The sequence below is a fragment of the Myxococcales bacterium genome (assembly GCA_022184915.1).
Classification (GTDB): domain Bacteria; phylum Myxococcota_A; class Polyangia; order Fen-1088; family Fen-1088; genus JAGTJU01.
In genome coordinates this window covers 18,833-41,014 of record JAGTJU010000011.1, presented here as the reverse complement: position 1 = coordinate 41,014, position 22,182 = coordinate 18,833, and the positions used below count along the sequence as shown (strand labels likewise).

Here is a 22,182-nt window from a genome sequence, read left to right as displayed (position 1 = left end):
ATCGTGCCAAGAGCGCCCTTTACCGCGCGCCCCGAGACGCTCGATCCCGGCGATCTGTTGGGCCCCTTCGATGGCTTGGTGCTGGACGCCGAAACCGAACGCCCTCTGCCCGAAGCTGTGGTCTCGGCCTCGTGGGCGTTCGAGGGAGGCGTGGGGCTCGTGGGTCCAGCGGGGGGCTACACCCTCGAAACGGTGACCAACCCGGACGGTCGATACGAGTTGCCCTCGTTGCCTCGGCTACCCGAGGGGGCCTCGGCGCGCGTCGCCCGGTTCACCTTGGTCATCTACAAGCGCGGCTACGTGGTTTGGCGCAGTGACCACCTGTTTCCAAGCGGCGAGGCACGCAAGGACTTCAGCCAGAACCGCAACCAGGTTCGCTTGATGCGCTGGAGGGACGAGCTTTCTCACGCGCGACACGTCGTCTTCATGGGCGGAAGCCCCGCGGTGCGAGAGGCGGCGGCCTGGGAGCGTCAGCCGGCGGCACTCGAACTGCGAACGCCGGTACCCGGTGCGCCCGAGATCGAACCCACACCCACCGGTCTGCTCGACGCCTCCCCCCTGCTGACGGAAGCCGAGCTTCGGGCCATCAGCACATTCGAGGGGCTACTCACCGTGGGAAGGCTCCCCGACCTCCCCCGCAGCGAGTTCTACGACAGCTTGCACTTTCGCGCCGAGACTGAATCGGAGCGAGACGACGTGGCCGTGCGCCTCTGGCGGCTAGGGGAAGTGGCCGCCGAGGCCCAGTACCGGCAGCTCGTGTCCGAGTTACCCGAAGCCGAAGCGCGGGGCGAGCTTGGTGATGCCTCCGTGCGCGTGCGCGCCGAAGAGGTGCGCGCCGTGGTCTTCCTCGTGCGGGACCCCGGATTCGTCGTCTCCGTCACCTGTGGACTCGGGCAGTGTGACGACGCGGCCAAGGTCTCGCAACTGGCGCGCCTGGTACGAGAGCGGCTCGGTCGCCTCCCGTCGCCCGGCGATGCCAGCGGCGGGGACCAAGGTGTTGGCAACCCCTTCGAGGCCCCTCGCTCACAGACTTCACCCATTCCCGGTGCGTCGAAGCCCCCGGAGGCTGAGCCAAAGCCTCCTTCGTCCGGAGCTCTCACTCCTCCCGAAACCCCGTCAACGCCGGAGCGTGCGCCATGACCCGTCGTCACCTCTCGATTCGGCTCGGTCTCGGCACCCTTGCGTTCGCCGTCGCTCACCCCACGGTGGCCAAGGCCTGGGCACCAGCCACCACTCAACCCGGCCTCGTCGAAAAAGCGGCGTTGGCCTCGCGCCTTCACGACAAGCTCACGGGGCCTTTGGGCCTGGCCTTGGGTTTGTTCGAGCCACTGGCGCTCCCCAAGCCCAGCGCCGCGGCGGCGGCAGGACTCGAGCCCGAGCGGCTGACCTGGCTTTGGCAACGCCTTGCGGCCCTGGATCCCAGCGCGGGCAACACCCCCGATAGCCAGGGCACGAACCTGGCGCTGAACTGGCTTGCGGCGGGGGCCGTGATCGAAAACACCCCTCCGGAACGGGGACGCCATCACTTCCTCGACCCACTGTCGGGGCGGGGACTTCACGACGACCCGGGCCTTACGGGCATGGCCCACAGCCTACGACTGGCGCTCGATGGTCGAGGCGGGGTTCGAGGACTTGCGACCGGAACCACTTTCGACCTTACGGGGCGTCCCGCTCTGAGCTGGGCACTGGCAGAGGACAACGAGCTCGGCTTGCCTCGTTTTCTGACGTTCCTCGAGCGCACGGCCTCCGGCGAAACCCCCGAGGCCCGCCGCGCGGCCTTGGTCGAGGCGCTGCTGTCTCTGGGAGCCCTGGGCGCCGTCCTCGCCGACATGGGTGAACCTGCCCACGTCCGCAACGACTTCCGCGGGGCCTACCTGAGACGCGGGGGCGGAGCAGGCTCCTGGGATCGCGGCTCGGATTTCGAGGCCTTCGTGGCCGCACGCTACGGGCGGGCCGGAGTGCCGTCAGCCGCGGCTCCTGTCGAGCGCCCCACGTTGAGCGCCTTTTTCACGGCCCCCGATGGCCGAGGGCTCGCGGACGAAACCCAGCGGCGGTTCTTCTCGGCGGGCACCGTCCCCGAGAACGTGGCCGTGGACGCCAACACCACGCCCCTGGATGTCAAGGTCGCCGCGAACGGCTCGCTCACCTATCCGCAGCCCCGGGTTGACCGGCTCCAGTTGCGCCGAACGGGCAAGCAGTACCTTGTCTCGAACGGGCTGCGCCAGCTGGCCTACGAGCGCGTCCCGGGGCAGGTGCTCTTCTCCCTGGACGAGGCTGTCTACCTGGATACGGCCGAAGCGTGGCTGCCGGTCGTGGGCAGCTACGTGAGTGGGCTCTTCAACCAGCTCATACGTGTGCAGGTCGCCATCAAGGTCGAGCACGAGGGGGCCGGCGGGCGCGCCGAGGTCACCCTTTTAGGCTTCTCGGGACCGGCGCGGGGCGAGCTCCTGATGTACGCGGAGGACGCTGCGGGGATTCGGCGCAAGATCGCCGCCCCCGTTCCGTTCAGCGCCGAGGCGTCTTCGTCTTCGACCGAGAACCAGGCGACGGGCCCGACCCAGATCGCTGAGAACGCACCGCCTGCGCGGCCTTCGCAGGTCGCTTTGTCGCTCGTTTTGCCGCCGGGCGTGAAGCGGGTGGCGGTTTCGGTGCGCGGCCAGGACGCGGCGGGGGCCTTCGTGGGGGTGGGGGAGCACTCGGCACCGTAGGGGCCAGCGCCTTCGCGGTGGGCAGGCGCTTGGCCGACGTGGCCGGGGAAAACGCGTCGAGCAGAGGAGCCACGGCGGCGTAGGCATCCGTATCGTCGGCCTTCACGGCTTCGGCTGCGGCCTTCGTGAGCTCTTGTACGATGCCCTCGGAGAGGGAATGGGCCCTCACACAGGCTTGCTGGCGTTCTGCTTCGTGCTCGGGACCTGCAGACTTGAAGGCAAAGGCCCGCCAGGCGAAAAAGCGTGCAGCGTCGTCATCGTCGACGAAGGCAGCAGCCTGGCCGAATGCCTCGGCAGCCGACAGCCACGCGTCGGCCATGAGGTGGGCCCGGCCGAGGTCGAACCAGATCCACGGGTTTCGCGGATCGCGCGCGGCCGCCAGCGCGAACGACTGGGCAGCCTCTTTGGCACGCCCCATGCGTCGCTGAGCCAGACCCAGCTCATGGTGGGGCTCAGCAGCCCCAGCATCTTTCTTTGCGACCCTGCGGGCCAGCTTGAGGGCGAACGCGGGCGTCAGGGACATGCCATCGTCGTCGAAGGCCTCCAAGATGAATTCGCCTTCGGAATCGTAGAGAGGTAGCTCTCGGGTCACGGTCGTGGCCAGCCATGTCTCGAACGTGGTCCCCGCATCCCAGCGTTCCTCCCACCTCGAGCGCTCCTCATCGAAAGCGCGCAAGCGGGCGACGCGCCCGCTGGGGTCGATGACCAGGCATTCACCAGCTGAGGTCGTTCCGAAGACAAAGTCTCCTGATGCGAGTCCGGCTGGCCGCTCACTCAGGTTGGCGTCTGCAAGCCCTCCGAACGCATTGCCCGTGCCGTGGATGCACACGCTCTCGTGAAAGAGATCCGCACCATCCCAGGATTGAAGAAATGTTCGGAGAAGCGGTGGAAGCGGGTGAGGAAGCTGCGCCTCGAGCGCCTCCAGCGCCTCGGAGCTTGCTGGTTCCCCCACCCGAATGAGCCCCTCGGCGCCACGGGACAAGGCCTGCCGGAAGTCGTCGAAGAAGCTTGAAGCCACGCGTGTTCAGCGTCGCAAGACGTCGTTCGGAACGGGCTTGCCCCGTGCTTCCAGGGTCATCGCCAGGCGGCTGCTGGTGCTGCCCGACTTATAGGCTCCCCCAGTGCCCTTCGGCTCGAAGGCGATGAGCTCGGTGGCGTCGATGCGCCCGTCCTGAGTCACCGTCGGCTCTGCCAGAGTGGATATCCGCCACCCGGATTGAAGAGGCACACAGTGCACGACGAGGTCGAAGGCCGTGGCGATCAATTTCGTGGCAGAGGCTGCACGAAAGGAGGAGCCAGTGCCAGCCTCGAGCCGGGCAAGCGCATCTCGTGCCGAGCGGCCGGGCGCGAGTACCACCGCGCCCTGCTGCCCGAACGTGCACTCGTGGAGGATGTCAGCGGCAACGGCTGCGGCCGACACGTCCGCGAAGACGTACTCAGGGTGCAGATGCGCAACGGCGTGAATGAGGTCCGGATTGCGAGGCTCGGTTGCCAAAGTCACCCAGGGCTTCTCTGGATCGTTGCTCGCCACCAGTTCGCCCACGCTGATCACCGTGCTGTGCGGGTCAAGCTCACGGGCGAGGGCGCGCAGGAGGGAAAGAGCCGGCAAGCGATCGCCCGATACGAGGATGTTGCACCTCGAGGCAAGAGCCGCCTGCAAAACACTTTTCACATCGGCCGACATGCAGCCCGCGCTCTGGAGAGACCCAAGGTCGGTCTCGGTCATGACGCCGCGGGTGAGGCTGGCACAGACACTGCGTGCGTAGGGCGGGAAGATGGCTACGAGGCGTGCGCCGCCTTCCACGGCAACGTCCACCACACCCGGCTCGACGGAGACGCCGGCCCGCTCTGCCAAGGTCCGGATCGTCAGCGCCAGGGCTTTGGACTCGGCCTGTCCGAGCGACACGGCCTCACGCTTTCCGTTGCGTTCGAGCTCGACCGCCTCGGGGCCCATGACGTAAACGCCAGCCACGGAGGCATCCGACAGGACCTGCGAAATCCACGCGGCAGGGTTGGCGGGGTTATCGAACCTGTTGGGAGCAACGGCCCCGCGCTTTTTCGTGGCGGTGATGGCGTCGCTCAACGCCCGCTCACGAAGATCGTCGTCGCCTTCGGGAGCCTCCGCATACACCGGAGGTGCGGCCACCGGAGCCGGCGGTTGGATGGGGGATTGAGAAGCGGGGGCCTGGGCCTTCGCGGGGGGGGCCGAGACAGGCTGGAGCACCGGGGGCTGGAGCACCGGGGGCTGCAACGCAGGCGCCGCGAAGGGAGCCTGCAACGCAGGCGCCCCGAAGGGAGCCTGCAACGCAGGCGCCCCGAACGAGGGCTGCACGGGGGGAGAAGGAGCCGGCGGCGGCGTAGGGGCGCGGGGCGGCGCCGTGGCCAACGGCTCGCTGTCGTCGAGATCGAGCACGGTGGGGGGGGAGACAACAGCCGGCGCCGGTGCAAGCGGCGCAAACACAGGCGCTTCTGCCGACTGCTGAGGCACCATGGTGTCGCGGCGCCCGGGAGGCGGGGGCGGCAGAGGAGGGCGGCTCCCCTCTTCACTCTGCGTCGGCAAGGAACTCGTGGGGCGCCCGGGTGGGGGCGGAGGAGGGCGGCGGTTTCCCAGAGCGGTGCTCAGCGAGCCCGCTTCGGTGCCGAGATTCGCCGCCTCGGCGGTGGGCGCGTTCTCGATGCGAATGACGAAGTCGCCGATGTAGATCTTGTCGCCGCCGAAAACCTCGGTCACTTCAGCGACCTTGCGGCCGTTCACGTACGTGCCGTTGGTGCTTTTGAGGTCTTCGATGGAGAAACGGCCGTCCTGCAGGACGATCCGGCAGTGGCGTTTCGAGACGTTGCCCTTGGGCAAAACGATGTCGTTGCCCTGCACCCGTCCGACCCCTACTTCGGCTTTGTCGAACTGCAGCTGCTTCGTCTCACCGCCTTTTTCGGTCAGGCTGAGAATCACCATGGTGCCACGCTAAGCCGAGGGTCCAAAACGGTCAAGGATTTTGGACGGATAGGTCACCCTTGGCGAGCGACCACAAGCCTTCGCCGAAGACTGTTACTATGCCCACCGCCGCCAACAGCAGCATCCCGACGAGCACCACGCGGCTCGTGGTGTCGGGTCGGGAATGGAGTTCGTGCCTCTCGGGGTTCACGGGAGGCAAAATACCCTTCGAGACGCCCAAACGACAAGTCGTGTCCAAAGCGAACCCTCCCGAAGACCCGTGTTCGACGCGTCACCAAGGCCCCCGCATGACCAGACCCACCCGCTCCTCCGCAAAGCACATCCCTGGCGCACGGCCAGCCCTCTCCCGTTCGAGGCTGGCAGCTTGCCTTCTCTGTCTATTCCTGCTCGCGTGCAGACGAGAAGCGCCCTCGACCCCGCCCGTGGTGCCTCTTCCGCCGGAGCCGGTCTACGTGGAGTCGGGCGGCGGGTGGCTGTTCGTATACGCCACGTCCGAAGGCACCTTCGCTACGACGGACCAAGCGAGCGACGTCCCCGCGGAGTCACGAGGCGTGGTACGCGCCCTCGAGCCGAAACCCTCGGAAGGCTCGCCATCCGCGACGGGTGTGTGGGTGGTGAACCTGGCACAGGTGATGGACGCGGGACGCGCGCCCGCTCGACGAGTAGCGCGAGAGGTCTTCGAGACTCAAGCGTTGGCTCGCTTGCCCCCGGGCGACTCGTCCCGCTTGGCAGAAAGACCCGCAGCCGAGCCCACGGACCAGGCCATCGCCCGAGCCAAGCCGGGAGGCGATCGTAGGCCTGACGTCACGCTCTACGGGACGAGCTGGTGTGGAGCTTGTCGAAGCGCGCGGCAGTACTTCCTTTCCCACGACATTCCGTTCGTCGACAAGGACGTCGAGAAAGATCTCGCAGCTGCCGATGAGTTGCGGCGAAAGGCCGCAGCCCTCGGGGTAGATGCCGACAGGGTGCCGATCCTCGAGGTTCGCGGACGTTTGTTGATCGGTTTCGACCCAAGAAGGGTCGAGGCCCTCCTCGGGGAGACGATATGAATAAACGACTCGGTTTGGCGGTGCTCGGAGCCTTGGCCCTGGTGGCTCGCGACGCGCCTCGGGCCGAAGCAAAGCTGCTCGACCTTTACGCCTCGATGAAAGGCGGCTGGGTCACGGGCCAGGGATCGAACAGCCTCGCCGCCAACGCCTCTGATTACTTCGACCTCGCGCAGGGCCCTTCGATGGGGTTCGAGCTTGGCGCCGAGGTGCTTTTCATCGATTTCGTCGTCAGCGGGACCCGTATCTTCGACCAACGCTCGCAGGACGAGGCGGGTGTCTCGGGGCCAGGAGGAAGCACACTTTTTCAGTTCCTCCTGGGACTCGACGGTGACTTCGCGCTCGACAGCCATCCCGAGCCGTCCACCTTCCTGCGGCTCGGGGTGAACGGGGGCGTCGCCCTGGGTCTGCACAGGGACGTCCGGCCACCGCTCGATAACGACCAGGTCTCCGACAAGGGCTTCGTCTGGAACGGGGTGGTGGCACTCGACTACCACCTGAACAAACTGTTCGTCGTGGGCCTCGAGGCCTCTCCCGGTTACCATTTTTTCTTCCCCGGGGGGGCCGCCGCCAACCAGAACGTGAACGAGGCGGAGAACTCCCACGGAACTCACTTCCTGGGGATGGCGTTCGTGCAGTTTCACCTCGATCCCCTGACCTGGGAGAGCGGCTCCCGCCCTGCGCGTCCCGACCCTCGGCCCGCCACCTATCCCGAGCCAGACTCGCAGCCTCCGGGGCCACGGCGTCCGCCCGCCCCGTGAGCGGGCGTTCGAGGAGCCTCCCAGCTGTCGGATGCTTCCGTCACGGGCTGCTACTCTGTGCCGCATGGGACCGACCTCGCACCCAACCTTCGAGACCGGCGCGCTGTTGGGCGTGGGCTACATGGGGGGCTCACTGGCGCTTGCCGCGCGCCAGGCTGGCTGCGTGAAACACGTGGTGGGCTACGATCTCGATCCTGCCGCCGGTCTTCCGGCCATGGCAAAGGGGGTCGTCGATCGCATGGCCGCGAGCCCCGAAGCGGCGGTCGCCGATGCGCATCTCGTGATCCTGGCGGCCCCGGTGGGCAGCTTGGGCGCTCTGGCGCGCCAGATGGCATCCGCACTCCGTCCGGACTGTCTCGTCATCGACATTGGGAGCGTCAAGAGCCGGGTGATCGCAGACGTCAAGGGCGCACTTCCCCCCGAGGTGGGCTTCGTGGGATGCCATCCGCTGGCCGGGCTCGAGGCGACCGGCGTTGCGGCCGCGACGGGCGATCTGTACGCCGCGAAGCCTTGCCTGGTTTGCACCGATGGCGCCCGCCCCGCAGACGTCGAGCGAGCCTTCGCGCTCTGGGAGGCGGTGGGCGCAAAGCCCGTCCGGGCAGAGGCCCGCTCGCATGATGCGTTCATGGCTGCGGCGAGCCACCTGCCTCACGTCGCAGCCTTTGCGCTCGCGCACGCCCTCGCGCCTCAAGCGGAGGCGCTCGTGCAGGCGATGCCCGCAGGAGCGAGCCCCACGAGCCTGCGGGACACGACTAGGATCGCAGCGTCTTCCCCCGCGGTGTGGCGGGATATCTTTCTCGCCAACAAACCCCACCTCATGCCTCTCGTGGACGCACTTTCCACCAGCCTCGGCCTGCTGCGAGACGCCCTCGAGCGTGAGGACGCGGTGGCACTCGCCGAGCTTTTGGGAGTGGCCCGCGCGGCACGCCGCACCTTGGTGGACGACGGCGCTCGGCGGAGCTGAGACCCTCCCCATGTGTTCCCGACTTCGGGCTCTGCTGGCTGCGGGACTTTTCGCTTCGGCCTGTGCGTCGCCCCCCCGGCCCCCCCGGGAGGATGACCGGGTGCCGGTGCCTCCCACGCATCCCTTGATGAAGGCCGTGCCGACAGGGGCGGTGTCGGTGCTCTACATCGACTACGCCCGGTTGCGGACTACCTGGAAAGAGGCCCTCGCTGCGGGCACCTCAGCGAGCGAGCTGCGCCAGCGCCAGGGGTTCGTCGAAAGCGAAGATGTGGATCACGCCGTACTGGTGGCCGTGGACGCCTGGGGCGAGGAGAACCTGGGGATTTACCAGGGCCGATTCGGCGAGGACGCGCTCGCGCGATCGGAGATCGCCGCCGGACGCGATCTGCCTGCCTACCGCGAGCGTCCCCTCTGGGGCGATTCGCAACGAAGCCTTTCCCTGATTCAGGCCGGCAGGGTGGCTCTGGGACCGCGGGCGGCCGTGGAACGTGCCGTCGATGTAGCCGAAGGGCTTGGCACCTCCTTCGTGTCCGCCCCCTGGTACCGCGCATCGAACCAGGCGCTTACCCGTGCGTGGCCTGCAGGCATCCCCGTCGCTTTGGAGTTGCTCGTCGAGGTCACGCCGCAGATGCAGACACGCTTCGCGTCCGTGTTCCCGGAGGCCGCGAAGCTCACGTGGTTTGCGCTCCGGGCGGGCGGGCGAGACGACCTCCACGTGGTGGCCGTGGGGCAAGCCGCCACGGAGGCCGATGCGAGAGCCGTGGTCTTCGCGTTGGCCCAGCGTACCGAGGCCCTCGCCATGCGTCCCCAACTCAAGGTCCTGGGCGTCTCCGGAGTCCTCGAGGCCCTCCGCTACGACGTGACAGGTACGAAGGCCCACGTGGGGCTCGAGATCGGCACGGACGCATGGCAAACGCTCGAGCGGCGTTTTGCCCAGATCCTCACTTTCTTGCAGCAGCGCCGGCAGACTCAGCAAGACGCCGCGGGGGCGCGGTCAGGGGAGTAAGGCTGAGCGCCACAGCCTACATCGCCCCGCTCTGGGAAATGGCCACAAAAGGTGACCGTTACCAAGAGCGGGTATATAATTTGGTGGTCATGCGTTGGGTCTGGATGTGCCTCTTGGCACTGCTGCTCGTGCCCGGGTGTAAATCGCGCAAGCGGTACGACGGGACCTGCAAGGTCGACGCGGATTGTCTCGAGTTCCAAAAGTGTGCGTCGGATGTGTGCGTCAGGGCAAAGCCGATCTTCAAGCCCTACGAGCCCGCAGCTGCCGTCCCCACGCCCGCCCCCCTCAAGAAGGCCGCCGCGCCGAAGGCCCCGGTTCCGGCCTCGACGCCCGAAGAGCCTGCCGCCACACCTGCGGGACCCGTACCAAAGCCGGGTGGTCTGGGCCCCGCCGTTCCCCGCCAGCGCGATCCGCAGCTCGGTCGAAAGTTCCGCCTCGACGCTTGAACCGGGCACGTGAAGAAGCCTCTTTCGCTCACCGTCGACACCCAGACTCACGTCCCATGAACCGAAGACGCCTGCTTCAGCTCGCCTGCACCTCGACCCTGGGCGCCGCCCTTGCGCCGCCCTTGCAGCTCCCGGCCCACGCCGGCCGTTCCAAGCGAAGCGCCACGCCCGCACGGGCCCCGCGCGGGGAGACGGAGGGGACGTGGACGGAGCTTTGGAACGGCCAAGACTTTTCAGGTTGGCAACCCCGCTTGGCCCCCGCCGAACCGCCCGCCAGCCCGGGCCGAGGCGGAACCGAAGACCCGCAGGTGTTTTCGGTGGTCGAGGACACCCCGCGCAAGGGCAGCCCCCGCACCCTCTTGCGCATCTCTGGCGAGCGCTTCGGCGCCCTCGTCTCCGAGGCCGTGTACCAAAACTATCGGCTCCGCGTGGAATGGCGCTGGGGCGAAGCCAAGTGGGCACCTCGGATCCACCTGCGCCGCTCGAGCGGGCTCGTGGTCCACTCTCAGCTCGACCTGACCCCGTTCGGGCCGCAGAAGCCTTGGGCCAGCGGCCTCGAACTCGATCTTCAGGAAGGCTCCTGCGGGGACCTCTGGGTGGGACGAGGCCTCAAGGTCGACGTGCCTTCTCGCCGCGAGAGGTTCATGGGCACCCCACTCTACGTTTACGCGGGAGGACACCCGCCCGAGACGTTGCCTCTGCCCGAATCCGATCCGCGCGTCGTGAAGAGCTCGGACTACGAACGCACCTTTGGTGACTGGAACGTGTCCGAGGCGCTCGTGGTGGGCAGCGAAGTGGCTTTCCTCACCAACGGCGCTCTCACGCTGTCGTTGGCGCGTGCGCGGCGGACCGACGCCGCGGAGGAAACCCCTGTTACATCCGGCGCGCTGCAACTGTTGTCGGAAGGGGCCGAATTGTTCGTGCGCCGCGTGGCCTTACGCCCGCTCGAAGACATGCCCGCTCGTTTTCGCGTGCGAGGTAGCGCTCGCTGACTCAGGGTGCGGAAGGTGTCGGGCCCAGGACAGGACGGCGGCGGAGGGCTTCCCCGTAAAGGTACAAGCCCGAGACGGAGCCCAGCGCCCCGGCGCCCATGAAGGCGCCGCCCAGCGCGTGGAGGCCCTTGTCCGAGCCTCCCGAGGCCGACAAGATCACCGTGCCGAGCGCAATCGAGGCCACCCCGGCAACCAAGGCCGAAAGGCCGACCCGTTTCGACCAAGGGGCTTGCAGGGGAGGCAGAGGACGATCGGGATCGAGCAGGCGGGGCTCGTCCGGCACGCGCACGCCGTCCGCCAACCTGAGCATGGCCTCACGGGCTTCCGTCACGGTGCATACGTCGCAGAAGCGGGACTGCGTTTCGACAGGAAGCGCTGCCGGAGCCGCGCCGGTGGTTCGAAACACCCGGGCCGTCATGCGGTAGCTATTGCCTGTCACGACGACCACCACACGCACCACGTGGCGGACGCCCACGAGCTGTCCCAGCTGCTTGAGACAGGGAGAGCTGTCGCAGCCGAGTAGCTCTGGCTCGTCGTCGAGTCGGCTCTTGAGGTCTTCGGGGTCGATCACCCTCACGCCCGCCCGCACCAGGCCCAACACGAAACCGTCCTGCAGCTGGTACCGAAGCGCCGCCGGGGCCTCGTCGCCTTCGACGACGAACGAGGTAATCGCGATCTTGGAAGGAGGCGTGCTGTCGGAGAGCTCGGGCAAAAGATCGCCCGCGAGGGCAGGTGTGCCCTCGAAAATCGACGTGTCGGAAACGGAAGCACTCACGGGTGCCTTCTTGGCTGGCTCCGGGGCCTTCTCCGGGGGGGCGGCGCTGGGAGGCGGTGACGGCCTGGCGGGGCTCCGCTTCGCGCGACGCCGGGCTTTTTTGGTGTCTAGAGCCCCGGCCTCCGTCGAGGGGCTCTCCGGCGGCTGCCCGTGAGCTGGAGCTACGCCGCCGCCCAAGACGACCCACGCCAACAACGCCATCACGAGGGCGCGCGTACCGACGTTCAATCGCAGGCGTCGCCGCGATTGTCGCAGGTCTCGGGAAGCCGATGCCGGGTCAAGTCGAAACAGACCCGGGTCGAGTCTTCGTTGGGAAGGCGGGGACAGCGTCCGACGGCGCGGCATGTTTGTGACGCACTCGGCTGGCAGGACAGGATCAGGCGAGCGGGCCTGGGACGATAATCGAGCTCAATGCGTAAAGACTTGAGGGCCGCGGCGCCGATCAGCCCATCGAGCTCAGGCCCTTCCGGCCGGATTTCGGCCCGAAGGGCTTGCAACAGGGCCACGGAATCGTCGACCACGACCACGGGAATGTCCCCTGAAAGCTCCGCGTACGCAGCGCTCGACAGGGCCGTTCCCGGGCTGCGTGGGTCTTGGTCGCAGGGCTCCGCACAATGCGCAAGGGATGAGCTCTGGGCCTGGCTCATGGACACGAGCTCGGTGCGCCGTGCACGCCCCAGCTCGACACACGCGCCGGGGTCCTGGCCTACGGAGCTTTCCAGATTCACGAGCGCCAGGCGCGGCAAGCTGGCGCCGAAGCCGGACAGGGGAGCGGCCAGAGCCGGATGAAACACGTCGATCGCGGGCCCGGCGGGGCTCGCCGGCGGGCCCCCTGTGGCCGTGGCGACGCGCTCCCAAGCTGAGCGAGACAACACCAAGGGGCCAAGCCCCGTGCTGACGGCCAAGGCCAAATTCACACCGGTGGCCAGCCTCCGCTCGTCACCTTGGCAGCAGGTAGGTAGAGCCGTGTCCGTGGGGGTGAAGGGCGCTGGCGAAGCACAGGCGCGCACCACGAGCTGCGACCCTGGAAACTGGTGGGGCCCGCGCAAACCGAGGAAGTCGGGCTCTCCCTCGACATCGAGCTGTCCACCTCCTAGCGGGTCCATTTCAAGGACCGCGTACCGCGAGGTGTCCAGAAAGCCCGTGCCGGCGGGCTGGCGCAAGGCCATGCTGAGGGTAGGGACTTGCATGTCCTCGTTGGCATCGAGGACGGGCGAGAAGCTTCGCCAAAATTCGCCCCCCAAGACCCCGAACACAGGCCCATCGAGCGTGGGGGGGGCGGCCAAGGGCACCCCCACGAACCAGACGTCACGAAACACAGCCCGGAGAACAGGTACCTCGTTCACCGCGGAGAGGACCTCGAAAGACCGCGGTGCCAGCGCCTCGGTGCGCCCCGAGCGGCTTTGCCACAAGTTCACGGGCGTCGCGGTATCGATGAGAACGTAGCCTTGCCTTCCCTCGGCCCGCACCCGGAACCACAACGCGCCGTCCGGAGTCGCTCGTAGGGCGATCGGCTCCCCGTCGAAGGTGCAGCACTCGTCGGAGCAGCCCGCGAGGGCAAAGGCCCCCATCGCCAACGACAAAAAACAAATCCCCCGGATCTTTCGACCCAGGGGAACTCCATGCGCGGCCTCGCGGGCGGTCGTCACGGCCCGAAGATAGATCACTTCGTCTTCGCTGCCGCGATCTCACGCTTTTCGGCCAGCTTCTGCTTGAGCTTCTCGAGGAGCGCGTCGAAGGATTCTTTCTTGATGACCTTGTTGAACTCGGACCGGTAGGTCTCAAGCAGGCTCTGCTCGTCTGTCACGACGTCGTAGACCACCCAGCCCCGCTGCTTGTGTACCATCCGGTACTCGAGGGACATCTCGATGGGTTTGCCCCGTGCCGTGGTGTTCAACGTGGCGGTCACCTTCGCCTCGGTAGGCTCGAGCTCTTCACCGCCCCAGGTCAGCTTGTAACTGGCCTTACCGCCGCTCATCTGGTCGATGTAGTTGCGTTCCACCAACTCTCGCAGGGTGGTTACAAACTCCCCACGCTTGGTCGGCGGAAGGGCGTCCCAGTGCTTCGACAGAGCCCGAGTGGCCAGCTCCTGAAAGTCGAGGAAGCTGTTGACGAGCTGGCGAATTTCCTGCGACTTCGCGTCGCTTTCCGGCGACCAGGAAGGGCTCGTTTTGCCAAGAAGCTTCTGCAGCTTGACGTGGGACTTCCTGAGATCCTCCATGGGGTGAGAGTTCGGAGGAGCCGGAACGACGGGTGAGCTGGGCTCTTCCGCGGGGGCTCGCACCACGGCCGTGGTGACTTTCGCGGACCTCTTTGCCTTTGCGCTCGCAGCCACAGCGGAGCCGGAACCCAGCGAGACGGACAGCAGCGCGATCAGGGAAAAGTGAGCTTTCATGTCGTTACCTCTATACTTTGGACGTGGCCCTCGGGGAAGTTATGCAAAGGCCAGTGGCGTAAACGGTCAACCTGCCGATGTTCTCGTCGGCATCCACCCTTACATCGGCAAACAATTCATGGTCGATACCTTCGATGCCAGAAATTGGCTTGGGACGCTCGCTTCCGACACCCGCGACACCTACGCCCAAAATCGCCGCGTCATGTCGTTCGGCGAGTATTTGACCCTTTTCGGCGAAAGCCCCCAACAACAGGCCCGCTCCGCCGCCGAGTACGTCCGCGACGTCTTCGATCACTTCGGCACGGAGACGGTCACAGGCCCCCGAGGTCCCCAAAAGCGCTTCCGCCTCTTCGACTGTCCCTGGGACGGCGGTCGCGACCACCTCATGGGGCAGGAAGAGGTGCAAAATTCCGTTTACCGCCTGCTGGCGAACTTTGCCCGTGAGGGAACGACCAATCGGCTTATTCTGCTGCATGGCCCCAATGGAAGCGCCAAGTCTACGTTCATTTCATGTGTGCAGCGCGCTATGGAACATTACGCGAGCCTCCCCGCGGGCGCGCTCTATCGCTTCAACTGGATTTTCCCCGTTCAGAAGCTCGTCAAGGGCGGCATAGGGTTCGGGGATCGGGGCCCCGAGCCCGCGCCGGTGGGCGATTCGTACGCGACGCTCGACGAAGACCTCGTGGAGTCGAAGCTGGTCGACGAGCTCAAGGACCATCCGCTCCTCCTGATTCCGCGGGAGCGACGTCGCGCCTTGCTCGACGAATTGCTGGCGGGGCCCATGTCCGATGGCTTTCGTCCAGCGGAGATCCTGCTCGAAGGAGACCTCAGCCCTCGCAACCGACAGGTGTACGAGGCGCTGCTGGTGACGTACCACGGGGACCTCTCGAAGGTGCTTCGTCACGTCCAGGTCGAGCGCTTCTACCTGTCCCGCCGTTACCGGGTCGGGGTTGCGACCGTGGGGCCGCAGCTGGCCGTGGACGCCTCGGCTCGGCAACTTACCGTGGGCAAAAACCTCGCGGGATTGCCACCTGCCATCAGCGCGCTTCCGCTATACGAGTACCAGGGCGAACTCGTCGACGCCAACCGGGGCCTGGTGGAGTACGCAGACTTGCTCAAGCGGCCGCTCGATGCCTTCAAGTACCTGCTTGGCACCGTGGAAGACGGACAGGTTTCACTTGATGCCGTCACCTTGCAGGTCGACACCGTCTTTTTGGCCTCGTCGAACGAGGGCTACCTGGCAGCGTTCAAGGAGATCCCCGAGTTTCAGTCCTTCAAGGGACGCATGGAGCTGGTGCGGGCGCCCTACCTACTCGACTACAAGGTCGAGCAGCAAATCTACGAGGCGCACATCCAATCCGTCATGAGCGGTGGCAGCGGCCACGTCGCCCCCCACGTCGCCTGGGTGGCCGCGCTGTGGGCGGTCCTCACGCGCATGCGCAAGCCCATGATCGAAAAGTACGCCAAGAACACCGCCGATCTCGTGGGACGCCTGTCGCCCATGGACAAGGCGCTGCTCTACGCGGGCGACGAGCTGCCTGAGGGCTACACCTCCGATCAGCTTCGCGATCTGCGCTCAGAACGGGAAAAGGTGGCCAAGGAGTCGGATGGCTATCCGAACTACGAGGGCCGCTCAGGAGCCTCGCCCCGGGAGATGAAGCTGATGATCATGAACGCAGGGCAGAGCCCCCGGTACGGATGCCTCTCTCCCTTTGGAGTTCTCGACGAACTCGAGGAGCTCGTCAAGGCGGTGTCGGTCTACGAGTTCCTCAAACAGGAGCCCGTGTCAGGCGGATACCACGAACACCGGAAGTTCGTTTTCCAGGTTCGTGACAAGCTCATGGATCGCATCGATCACGAGGTGCGCGTGTCGATGGGCCTCGTGGACGAAGGTCGATACCTGGACCAGTTCAGCCGCTACGTTTCGCAGGTCTCGGCTTGGCTCAAGGGCGAAAAGGTAGACAACCCGATGACCCGCAAGGAAGAACCGGCAAACGAAGACTTCATGGCCGAGATCGAACGGCTGCTCGACGTGGGCACGGGAAGCAAACGAGACGAGTTCCGGCGCGACGTCATCTCGCGCATCGGCGCATGGTCGGTGGACCACCCCAACCGCAAGCCCGACCTCGAATCGATCTTTCCCCGTCACATCGAACGACTGCGGGAGGCCTTCTTCAGTGACAACAAACGCAAGATCCGAAAGATCAACGAAAGCCTTCTTCAGTTCCTCACGGACGGTGAATCGGGACTGGATCGCGAGACCCTGGGCGTTTGCCGCACCACCTTGAGTACGCTCACATCCCGCTTTGGGTATTGCGAGACCTGCGCGAAAGACGCCATCGTCATGCTCGTGCGCAAGCGCTACGGCAGTTCATGAGCCAGTGGCGGACGAGGTGGGCACGCGCGCTGCGACCGCCTCAATGCGACTGAGCAGCTGCCGGGCGCTCGGTAGCTTGGCGAAGACATAAAGCGCAGCGGGCACGTCGTCTCCCAGCACGTCCTCCCGGACGCGCAGGTGCTTACTGACCCCAAACACGACGTTGAAGGGCAAGCCAGACGCGGCGAGCTCGACCCGCTTCCACACCGCGTCCCGGCTCCAGAACCCAAGCATCTCGAAGAACACCTGTTGACCCGTTCCCCTGTGCTGAAAGACGAGGTCTGGCACACACAGTCCCACGCCGGGCATGTCGAGCACATGGGCGCTTGGCTGCACGTGCCAGGGGCTCTGTAGTGACGGCCAGCGATCAATCAGCGCTTGGATAGGTTCGGGAAGAGGCGGGGGCTCTCCTTCTGAGTCGAGAGTCGAAGCAGACTCCGTGCGGAAGGTCAGAGCCCGGCGTTCTCGCCCCCACAGCACGGTGGCCACGAGCCGGCTGTGGCCACACGCCAAAATGGCAGGCAGTGCAACCGCCAACTTGAGCCCGTAGCGCGTGACTGCGTCGAACATGGAGTAGGGACCATCGACGCCCAACCGGTACCCCCCTTTTGGCAAAGGCGTGATCGAGAACAAGAGCTGATGGAACTTGAGGGTTCGAAACAAGGTGCGGTAAGCAGTTGGTGCCGCGTCCGTGATGGACACCTCGACGTGCGTTGCGCGCAGGAGTACCGCCTGGACTTGGGCAAGGTCGTAAAGTTGCAAGAGCCGCTCGGGCGCGGGCACCAGAACCTGCCGCAGCACGTGGGCAGAAGGCAGGTCTCCAAAAAGGGCGGATTCGATGACCTCCACCTCGTGGCCCAGCGCCTCGGCCGCACCTTGCAGGACGCCCGTGCGATCGAAGGGGGCAAGGGTAGCGTCCCGTCGGGCCGCGGCCGCACGGCCGAACACCAAGGCGCGCACCGCAGCGGCGTCGAGCTGCGTTTCCTCCTCGAACACGCACCGGTCGAGCACCAACTTCAAGAGGCCGTCGGCGAGCCTTCGGTCCGCGGCACCAAATCCTGCGGTCACGGCCTTGCACGCGAAGGAGAAGGTTTGCTGGTCTTGACCCAGGTGTGCACGCGCCAAGTCGGCATAGGTTGCCGCCATGTCGAACGCCCGCGTGCGCCTCGCCCCCTCGAGCTTGACCACGGTAAGCTCGTCGCCGCGTCGGCGCGTGTGAACGTGCTCAACGGTAAGCAACGTGATCCCTCCTGCGTTCACTGGTGCGCGCCTCGGAGGTACCTCCCGTGACCACTTCGTAGAGCAGGGCTCGCTTGCCCGCCGACTTTCGCAGCACCCGCCCGAGGCGCTGCACGTGCTCGCGCACCGAACCGCTCCCCGAGAGCACGACGGCCACGTTGGCCTCGGGAATGTCTACGCCCTCGTTGAGCACCTTTGAGGTCACGAGCACTCCGTAGTGGCCCGTGGCGAACGCTGCCAACAGATGGCTTCGCTCCTTCACCTTGGTGTGATGGGTGATGGCGGGCACCAAAAAGGTTCGGGCCACCTTGTAGCAGGTGGCGTTGTCCTGGGTGAACACCAAAACGCGGTCCTGGCGGTGCTCGTGCAGGAGCCGCTCGAGATAGGCAAGTTTGGCAGGCGCCGTGAAGGCAAGGTCTCGCTGTCTGCGGTAGGCGGACAAGGCGCGTCGACCTTCTTCGGAGCGTGCCGCGCGGATGATGAATTGCGTCCATCCATCGGGAGTCGCCATCGAGATGCCCTGGGCGCGGACGAACCCGACATACTCCGAGCGGGCTTCTTCGTAGGCACTTCGCTCGTCTGGCTCCAGGTCGACCGTGATGCGAACGGTGTCGTAGTCAGCCAGGTACTGCCCAGACAGCTCGACGATGTCTTTGCGGTACACGGTGGAACCCACGAGGGCCACCAGGTCGGCATCGCGCCCGTCGGTCCGCTCGGGTGTGGCGGTGAGACCCAGCCGAAAAGGCGCCAGGGACAGGCGCGCCGCCAAAGCATACGACGTGCCCGGCAGGTGGTGACATTCGTCGAACACCAACAGCCCGAAGCGGGCACCCAGGTGCTCCATGTGTAGATAGGCCGAATCGTACGTCGTGACCGTCAGGGACTGCACGTCATAGCTGCCACCGCCAATCACCCCGATCGGCCCCCCGAAGACGTTTTCGAGCTGGTCGTGCCACTGGCGAACCAGGTCCAACGTGGGCGCGACGACCAGGGTGCTGCGCTCCTTGGCGTCGATGGCCATGAGCGCCACTTGGGTCTTTCCAGCGCCCGTGGGAAGCACCACCACACCCCGGCCTCCCGCACGCGTCCACGCCTGTAGAGCTTCCGCCTGGTAGGGACGCGGTTCGCGATGTACCCGCGCCGCCCGTTCCAGGTTGGGGTAAGCCCGGGCGTCGTCCGCGTAGGCGACGCGGTTCGCGATCAGAAAGCGGATGGTCTCTGCGTAGGCGAGGGCGGGCGCACGATGACAAGCGGCACGCTCGTCGTAGACCCAGGCCGAGGGCAACGCGAGGTCTTCGCGCGTCCAACGCCTGAGCTCGAGCGTGCCGCCTCGAAAGCGGAGGTCCACCGTCGGTGCATCTTCCATTTTCCGGGCGACGGAGCATAGCGCAGTTGATAAAGTCGGAAGCGAGGAGTTTCGCCGTGTCTCGCCGCGCGACCACCGCCCAACTGGAGATCATCAAGGCCGCCTTGGCGCTGGCCACGAAGAGGCCGTTCGACCACCTGCTATACGTGGGGGACTTGCCACTGCCCGACGAGCCTTTCCGAGGACGTTCGCAGGCCCGCAAGAAGATGGTCCAGGCCGTAGTGAGCGAGGCACAGCGCCAGGTGGTGCAGTCTCAGGGTATTCCTGTGATCGCGTTGCCCAAGTACGACCTCGGCCGCGCAGAGAAGCTCAAGATCGCGCTCGTAAGCGGTATTTCGCGCGGGATTTACGCCGAAGGTGAGACCGTGGTGGCGCTGCTTTCCCGCAGGCCCACGTCTTTGCCCGACTCGATTCTCGTGGTGACGGTGGGCGCAGAAGGTGAGGAGGGAGCGTTTTCGTTTCTGCAAAACGAAGCGGTGGCCCCTGAAGTCCTCGAGGCTGTGATCGACTTGGCCGTCACCACGGGCGTCGAGGGCTGGGAGGGACGTCCCGTCGGGGCGCTCTTCGTGGTGGGAGACTCGAACAGCGCCATGGAAAACTCTCGCCAGATGTCGCTCAACCCCTTCCAAGGTTATTCGGAGGACGAACGCAACCTGCTCAACCCCGACGTCCAGCGCTCCCTCCGGGCGTTTGCGGTTTTGGACGGCGCCTTCGTCGTACGTGAGGATGGTGTGGTGCTGGCCGCCGGACGGTACTTGAACTTCGACGAAAAAGACGTCCAGGTGCCACTGGGGCTCGGGGCGCGGCACATGGCGGCCGCCGGAATCACCACTCAGACCGACGCGATCGCCATCGCGGTGTCGCAAACCTCGGGTGTGGTGAGGGTGTTCAAGAAGGGGCGGGCCGTTCTGGAGCTGGCGCCGCGCGCACGACGAAGCTGACGGCGCTCAACGCGCGGGCACGACCACGCGAAAGCCTCCCTGGGGATCCGAGACGGCCTCGGCACGAAGGCGCGTCCCGTCGGCCGACGCCTCGTAAAGCTCGACGCGGCAGGCAGGGCAAGGGAGCCCGTCAGGTCCCACCAGGCTTCCATCGAGGACGTGGCCCTCCGGAACGAGCACCGTCGTTTCGAGGCCCTGATTCGTCACGGCGAGGCCAGGCACTTGCCAAAGCGGCAAGGCCTGACCGCCAGGGGGCCGGACCTCGAGCAGATACAGACCTTCTTCCACCCGCAGATTGAATAGACCAGCCCGGTCCGTCGAGGTCGAAAAGACTCCTCGCTCGGCGACGCTCGAGCAGTCGACGCTTCCCGGTAGAGGCCCCGTCCGGAGGGCAGTCACGACGGCGCGTGCCACCGGAGCCTTTGTGCCTTGGGCCTGAAGGGTACCTGCCAACCCGGGCCGGCGGGGTAAGACGAGATTGGCCGTCGTGGGAACCACCTGCCCGGACGACAAAGCGCCCACCGGAAAGCGGCGGAGACAGCGAGAGGCCCCAGCTGAGTCAGGGGGGCTCCTAACCTCCACATCGTAGGGGCGAACGCCTTCGAGCGCGCCTCCGATGAGCGGCAACTCGGCGAGCCCAGTGTGACCGGTTTGAACCTCTTGTACGTAAGCGGCGCTCGCACTTGGAAGGTTGGCGGCGAGCACCGTGCGGAACCTCACGAACGCCCCGACGACGGGCACGAACGCGCCGACCGGGTCGACCCACCCCACGGGAACACGCACCACCTCCGCAGCCGGATGAGCGGGTAATCGAAGCGTTCCGAGATCGCTGAGAGTGCTCGAAAGAGGAAGGGACATCCGAGGACGCGCCGCCCCAAGGGGCGGGAAGAGTTCGAGCGTGCCCGGGGCACCTTCCGGCGCCAGGACGGAAAGTCGGAAACGCCCCTCTTCACCCACGATGCCGCGGGTGCTGATGGGACGTCCCTGAGACATCACTTGAATCCCGTAGCCAGAGGCAGGTTGATCGAAGGCGTCGTTGACGAGTCCCTCGATGATGCGCTGCTCGGCCGCCCCGGGCAAAGACACCTTGATCGGGACGTCGGGGATCAAGGCGATGTCTTGAAACACCGGAGGAACCACCTGCTCGAGCGCGCCTTTCGGTCTGACCGCGAAGGAGGCGGGCTCGTTGAGCCGGTTGGCGGGCAACTTCAGCGAAAAGGAGGCCACACCTCCGGGGCCGGGCAGGGTGGCCGTGGCGAGCGTCTCGACGGGCGCCAAACCGGGAACCAACGAAGGCAAGGTGACCACCACGGAGAGTTCCCCTGCGCCTGCCTGCGCGAAGGGCGCCGTTCTGAGAGACTCCACGGTGCCTTGAAGAGCGACGGGACGGGCCAAAGGCACGACGGTGAGGCCGCTGCCGAAAGCATGTGCCACGAGCTCCGTGCGTGCGGCGCCCGCTTTGCCGTCCGGTACCACGACCACCGAGAAGCTCTGAGGGAGTGCCCGCGGAGCGCAGGTGGCAACCCAACACGCCTGCCCCGATGGACACTCGCTGTCCTGGCGGCAGCCGTCGGCCACCTCGACGGTTTCGCAGCTCGCCACTAGAAGGCCGACAACGAGAGCCCGGGTGGCAGCCTCCGCCCCCCGCATCACCGACAGTCCTTCTCGACCACCCAGGTGACCCGAAGCACATGGGCGTCCACGGGTACGGCATCGAAGGGAAACTCGGAGGACGTGGGTTCCGCAAAACCGCGATCGGAGACGACCAGCATGGCACGGTGCCGAGCCAACCCTGGGACGAGGTCTCGAAAACACGTGGGGCGAATGCGCGCAACCCGGGCCCGCACCTGCCCACCGCCCTCGGGAGGCGGCAGAAGTTCACCTACGAACACACGGCTCGCGGACGCAGAGAAGGGCGGATAGTTGAACACCCAGCGTAGCGAAAGAGTGTCGCCAGGGTTCGGATCCGCCAGCACCACCTCGAGGTCTTGATCGCCGACAAGCCCGCCGATGGGGGGGCTAGCGCTGACCACATAGGGGCTCAGATTCGGCTCGGGAGGCTCGAATTCGGGGGCCACCGGAACGATACAGGCGGCGCTGAGGCAGAGAGAGAGCCCAAGTACCCCTCGCCACATGGCCTGCAAGGGCCGCGCACACGAAGCCCGCCAACTCGAGCGCCCGAGGGCTCGCAGCAAACGGAGGGGGGGCGGCGA

General features: G+C 66.3%; 19 protein-coding genes. 11 read left to right on the top strand and 8 right to left on the bottom strand.

What is annotated here, in order from left to right; translation table 11 throughout:
* Nucleotides 1-3 precede the first annotated feature (3 nt).
* Together KA712_25530 and KA712_25525 are read left to right on the top strand one after the other, a co-directional pair.
* On the top strand, nucleotides 4-1,140 hold the full coding sequence (locus tag KA712_25530; protein ID MCG5056322.1) for a carboxypeptidase-like regulatory domain-containing protein: 1,137 nt from the start codon (nucleotides 4-6) through the stop codon (nucleotides 1,138-1,140).
* Nucleotides 1,137-2,708 (top strand): hypothetical protein, encoded by a 1,572-nt coding sequence (locus tag KA712_25525; GenBank protein ID MCG5056321.1) that lies wholly within the window; start codon nucleotides 1,137-1,139, stop codon nucleotides 2,706-2,708. The genes KA712_25530 and KA712_25525 overlap by 4 nt, the downstream gene beginning before the upstream one ends.
* A 1,024-nt stretch (nucleotides 2,709-3,732) precedes the next feature.
* Here the strand turns inward: KA712_25525 and KA712_25520 are convergent.
* The gene (locus tag KA712_25520) at nucleotides 3,733-5,661 is read right to left on the bottom strand and encodes an FHA domain-containing protein (GenBank protein MCG5056320.1); all 1,929 of its coding nucleotides are present in this window, start codon (nucleotides 5,659-5,661) and stop codon (nucleotides 3,733-3,735) included.
* Nucleotides 5,662-6,083: 422 nt separating this feature from the next.
* Here KA712_25520 and KA712_25515 point away from each other — a divergent pair, with 422 nt between their 5' ends.
* The 6 genes from KA712_25515 (at nucleotide 6,084) to KA712_25490 (ending at nucleotide 10,876) form a co-directional block, all read left to right on the top strand.
* The gene (locus tag KA712_25515; protein ID MCG5056319.1) at nucleotides 6,084-6,710 is read left to right on the top strand and encodes a hypothetical protein; all 627 of its coding nucleotides are present in this window, start codon (nucleotides 6,084-6,086) and stop codon (nucleotides 6,708-6,710) included.
* A complete protein-coding gene (locus tag KA712_25510) occupies nucleotides 6,707-7,468 on the top strand; it encodes a hypothetical protein (GenBank protein ID MCG5056318.1) in 762 nt (253 codons plus the stop codon). The genes KA712_25515 and KA712_25510 overlap by 4 nt, the downstream gene beginning before the upstream one ends.
* 64 nt (nucleotides 7,469-7,532) lie before the next feature.
* Nucleotides 7,533-8,432, top strand: a complete 900-nt coding sequence (locus tag KA712_25505) for a prephenate dehydrogenase/arogenate dehydrogenase family protein (protein MCG5056317.1) — start codon at nucleotides 7,533-7,535, stop codon at nucleotides 8,430-8,432.
* Between the two features lie 10 nt (nucleotides 8,433-8,442).
* Entirely contained in the window at nucleotides 8,443-9,438 is a 996-nt protein-coding gene (locus KA712_25500) for a hypothetical protein (protein MCG5056316.1), read from the top strand.
* 89 nt (nucleotides 9,439-9,527) lie between these two features.
* Complete coding sequence (locus KA712_25495; protein ID MCG5056315.1) at nucleotides 9,528-9,884, top strand: hypothetical protein; 357 nt, start codon at nucleotides 9,528-9,530, stop codon at nucleotides 9,882-9,884.
* A gap of 56 nt (nucleotides 9,885-9,940) precedes the next feature.
* Entirely contained in the window at nucleotides 9,941-10,876 is a 936-nt protein-coding gene (locus tag KA712_25490; GenBank protein ID MCG5056314.1) for a DUF1080 domain-containing protein, read from the top strand.
* 1 nt (nucleotide 10,877) lies between these two features.
* On the opposite strand, the gene KA712_25485 is transcribed toward KA712_25490, so the two are convergent.
* Nucleotides 10,878-11,651 carry a hypothetical protein gene (locus tag KA712_25485; GenBank protein MCG5056313.1) on the bottom strand — a complete coding sequence of 258 codons (774 nt, stop codon included), beginning with the start codon at nucleotides 11,649-11,651 and terminating at the stop codon, nucleotides 10,878-10,880.
* A 10-nt stretch (nucleotides 11,652-11,661) separates the two neighbouring features.
* Here KA712_25485 and KA712_25480 point away from each other — a divergent pair, with 10 nt between their 5' ends.
* Nucleotides 11,662-11,805: a hypothetical protein gene (locus tag KA712_25480; protein ID MCG5056312.1), complete on the top strand. Its 144-nt coding sequence runs from the start codon at nucleotides 11,662-11,664 to the stop codon at nucleotides 11,803-11,805.
* A 70-nt stretch (nucleotides 11,806-11,875) separates the two neighbouring features.
* On the opposite strand, the gene KA712_25475 is transcribed toward KA712_25480, so the two are convergent.
* Nucleotides 11,876-13,300: a hypothetical protein gene (locus KA712_25475; protein ID MCG5056311.1), complete on the bottom strand. Its 1,425-nt coding sequence runs from the start codon at nucleotides 13,298-13,300 to the stop codon at nucleotides 11,876-11,878.
* Nucleotides 13,301-13,314: 14 nt separating this feature from the next.
* Complete coding sequence (locus tag KA712_25470; protein ID MCG5056310.1) at nucleotides 13,315-14,046, bottom strand: ABC transporter substrate-binding protein; 732 nt, start codon at nucleotides 14,044-14,046, stop codon at nucleotides 13,315-13,317.
* Between KA712_25470 and KA712_25465 the strand changes: the two genes are divergently transcribed.
* Nucleotides 14,045-16,423, top strand: a complete 2,379-nt coding sequence (locus KA712_25465) for a serine protein kinase PrkA (protein ID MCG5056309.1) — start codon at nucleotides 14,045-14,047, stop codon at nucleotides 16,421-16,423. The genes KA712_25470 and KA712_25465 overlap by 2 nt on opposite strands.
* On the opposite strand, the gene KA712_25460 is transcribed toward KA712_25465, so the two are convergent.
* Nucleotides 16,418-17,662, bottom strand: coding sequence for a DUF790 family protein (locus KA712_25460; protein MCG5056308.1), 1,245 nt, complete (start codon nucleotides 17,660-17,662; stop codon nucleotides 16,418-16,420). The two genes, KA712_25465 and KA712_25460, sit on opposite strands and share 6 nt — an antisense overlap.
* Complete coding sequence (locus tag KA712_25455) at nucleotides 17,649-19,028, bottom strand: DEAD/DEAH box helicase family protein (GenBank protein MCG5056307.1); 1,380 nt, start codon at nucleotides 19,026-19,028, stop codon at nucleotides 17,649-17,651. The genes KA712_25460 and KA712_25455 overlap by 14 nt, the downstream gene beginning before the upstream one ends.
* Nucleotides 19,029-19,084: 56 nt before the next feature.
* Here KA712_25455 and KA712_25450 point away from each other — a divergent pair, with 56 nt between their 5' ends.
* Entirely contained in the window at nucleotides 19,085-19,969 is an 885-nt protein-coding gene (locus tag KA712_25450) for a diadenylate cyclase (GenBank protein ID MCG5056306.1), read from the top strand.
* Nucleotides 19,970-19,975: 6 nt separating this feature from the next.
* Here KA712_25450 and KA712_25445 read toward each other — a convergent pair whose 3' ends face one another.
* Complete coding sequence (locus KA712_25445) at nucleotides 19,976-21,619, bottom strand: hypothetical protein (protein MCG5056305.1); 1,644 nt, start codon at nucleotides 21,617-21,619, stop codon at nucleotides 19,976-19,978.
* On the bottom strand, nucleotides 21,619-22,104 hold the full coding sequence (locus KA712_25440) for a hypothetical protein (GenBank protein MCG5056304.1): 486 nt from the start codon (nucleotides 22,102-22,104) through the stop codon (nucleotides 21,619-21,621). Before KA712_25440 ends, KA712_25445 begins: the two co-directional genes overlap by 1 nt.
* Between the last annotated feature and the right edge of the window lie 78 nt (nucleotides 22,105-22,182).

What these genes read in the sequence shown, in the direction of transcription:
- KA712_25490 (MCG5056314.1), top strand. Translation starts at nt 9,941, where the DNA reads ATGAACCGAAGACGCCTGCTTCAGCTCGCCTGCACCTCGACCCTGGGC.
- KA712_25505 (MCG5056317.1), top strand. Translation starts at nt 7,533, where the DNA reads ATGGGACCGACCTCGCACCCAACCTTCGAGACCGGCGCGCTGTTGGGC.
- KA712_25495 (MCG5056315.1), top strand. Translation starts at nt 9,528, where the DNA reads ATGCGTTGGGTCTGGATGTGCCTCTTGGCACTGCTGCTCGTGCCCGGG.
- KA712_25440 (MCG5056304.1), bottom strand. Translation starts at nt 22,104, where the DNA reads ATGTGGCGAGGGGTACTTGGGCTCTCTCTCTGCCTCAGCGCCGCCTGT.
- KA712_25445 (MCG5056305.1), bottom strand. Translation starts at nt 21,619, where the DNA reads ATGCGGGGGGCGGAGGCTGCCACCCGGGCTCTCGTTGTCGGCCTTCTA.
- KA712_25525 (MCG5056321.1), top strand. Translation starts at nt 1,137, where the DNA reads ATGACCCGTCGTCACCTCTCGATTCGGCTCGGTCTCGGCACCCTTGCG.
- KA712_25465 (MCG5056309.1), top strand. Translation starts at nt 14,045, where the DNA reads ATGTCGTTACCTCTATACTTTGGACGTGGCCCTCGGGGAAGTTATGCA.
- KA712_25500 (MCG5056316.1), top strand. Translation starts at nt 8,443, where the DNA reads ATGTGTTCCCGACTTCGGGCTCTGCTGGCTGCGGGACTTTTCGCTTCG.
- KA712_25470 (MCG5056310.1), bottom strand. Translation starts at nt 14,046, where the DNA reads ATGAAAGCTCACTTTTCCCTGATCGCGCTGCTGTCCGTCTCGCTGGGT.
- KA712_25520 (MCG5056320.1), bottom strand. Translation starts at nt 5,661, where the DNA reads ATGGTGATTCTCAGCCTGACCGAAAAAGGCGGTGAGACGAAGCAGCTG.
- KA712_25455 (MCG5056307.1), bottom strand. Translation starts at nt 19,028, where the DNA reads ATGGAAGATGCACCGACGGTGGACCTCCGCTTTCGAGGCGGCACGCTC.
- KA712_25510 (MCG5056318.1), top strand. Translation starts at nt 6,707, where the DNA reads ATGAATAAACGACTCGGTTTGGCGGTGCTCGGAGCCTTGGCCCTGGTG.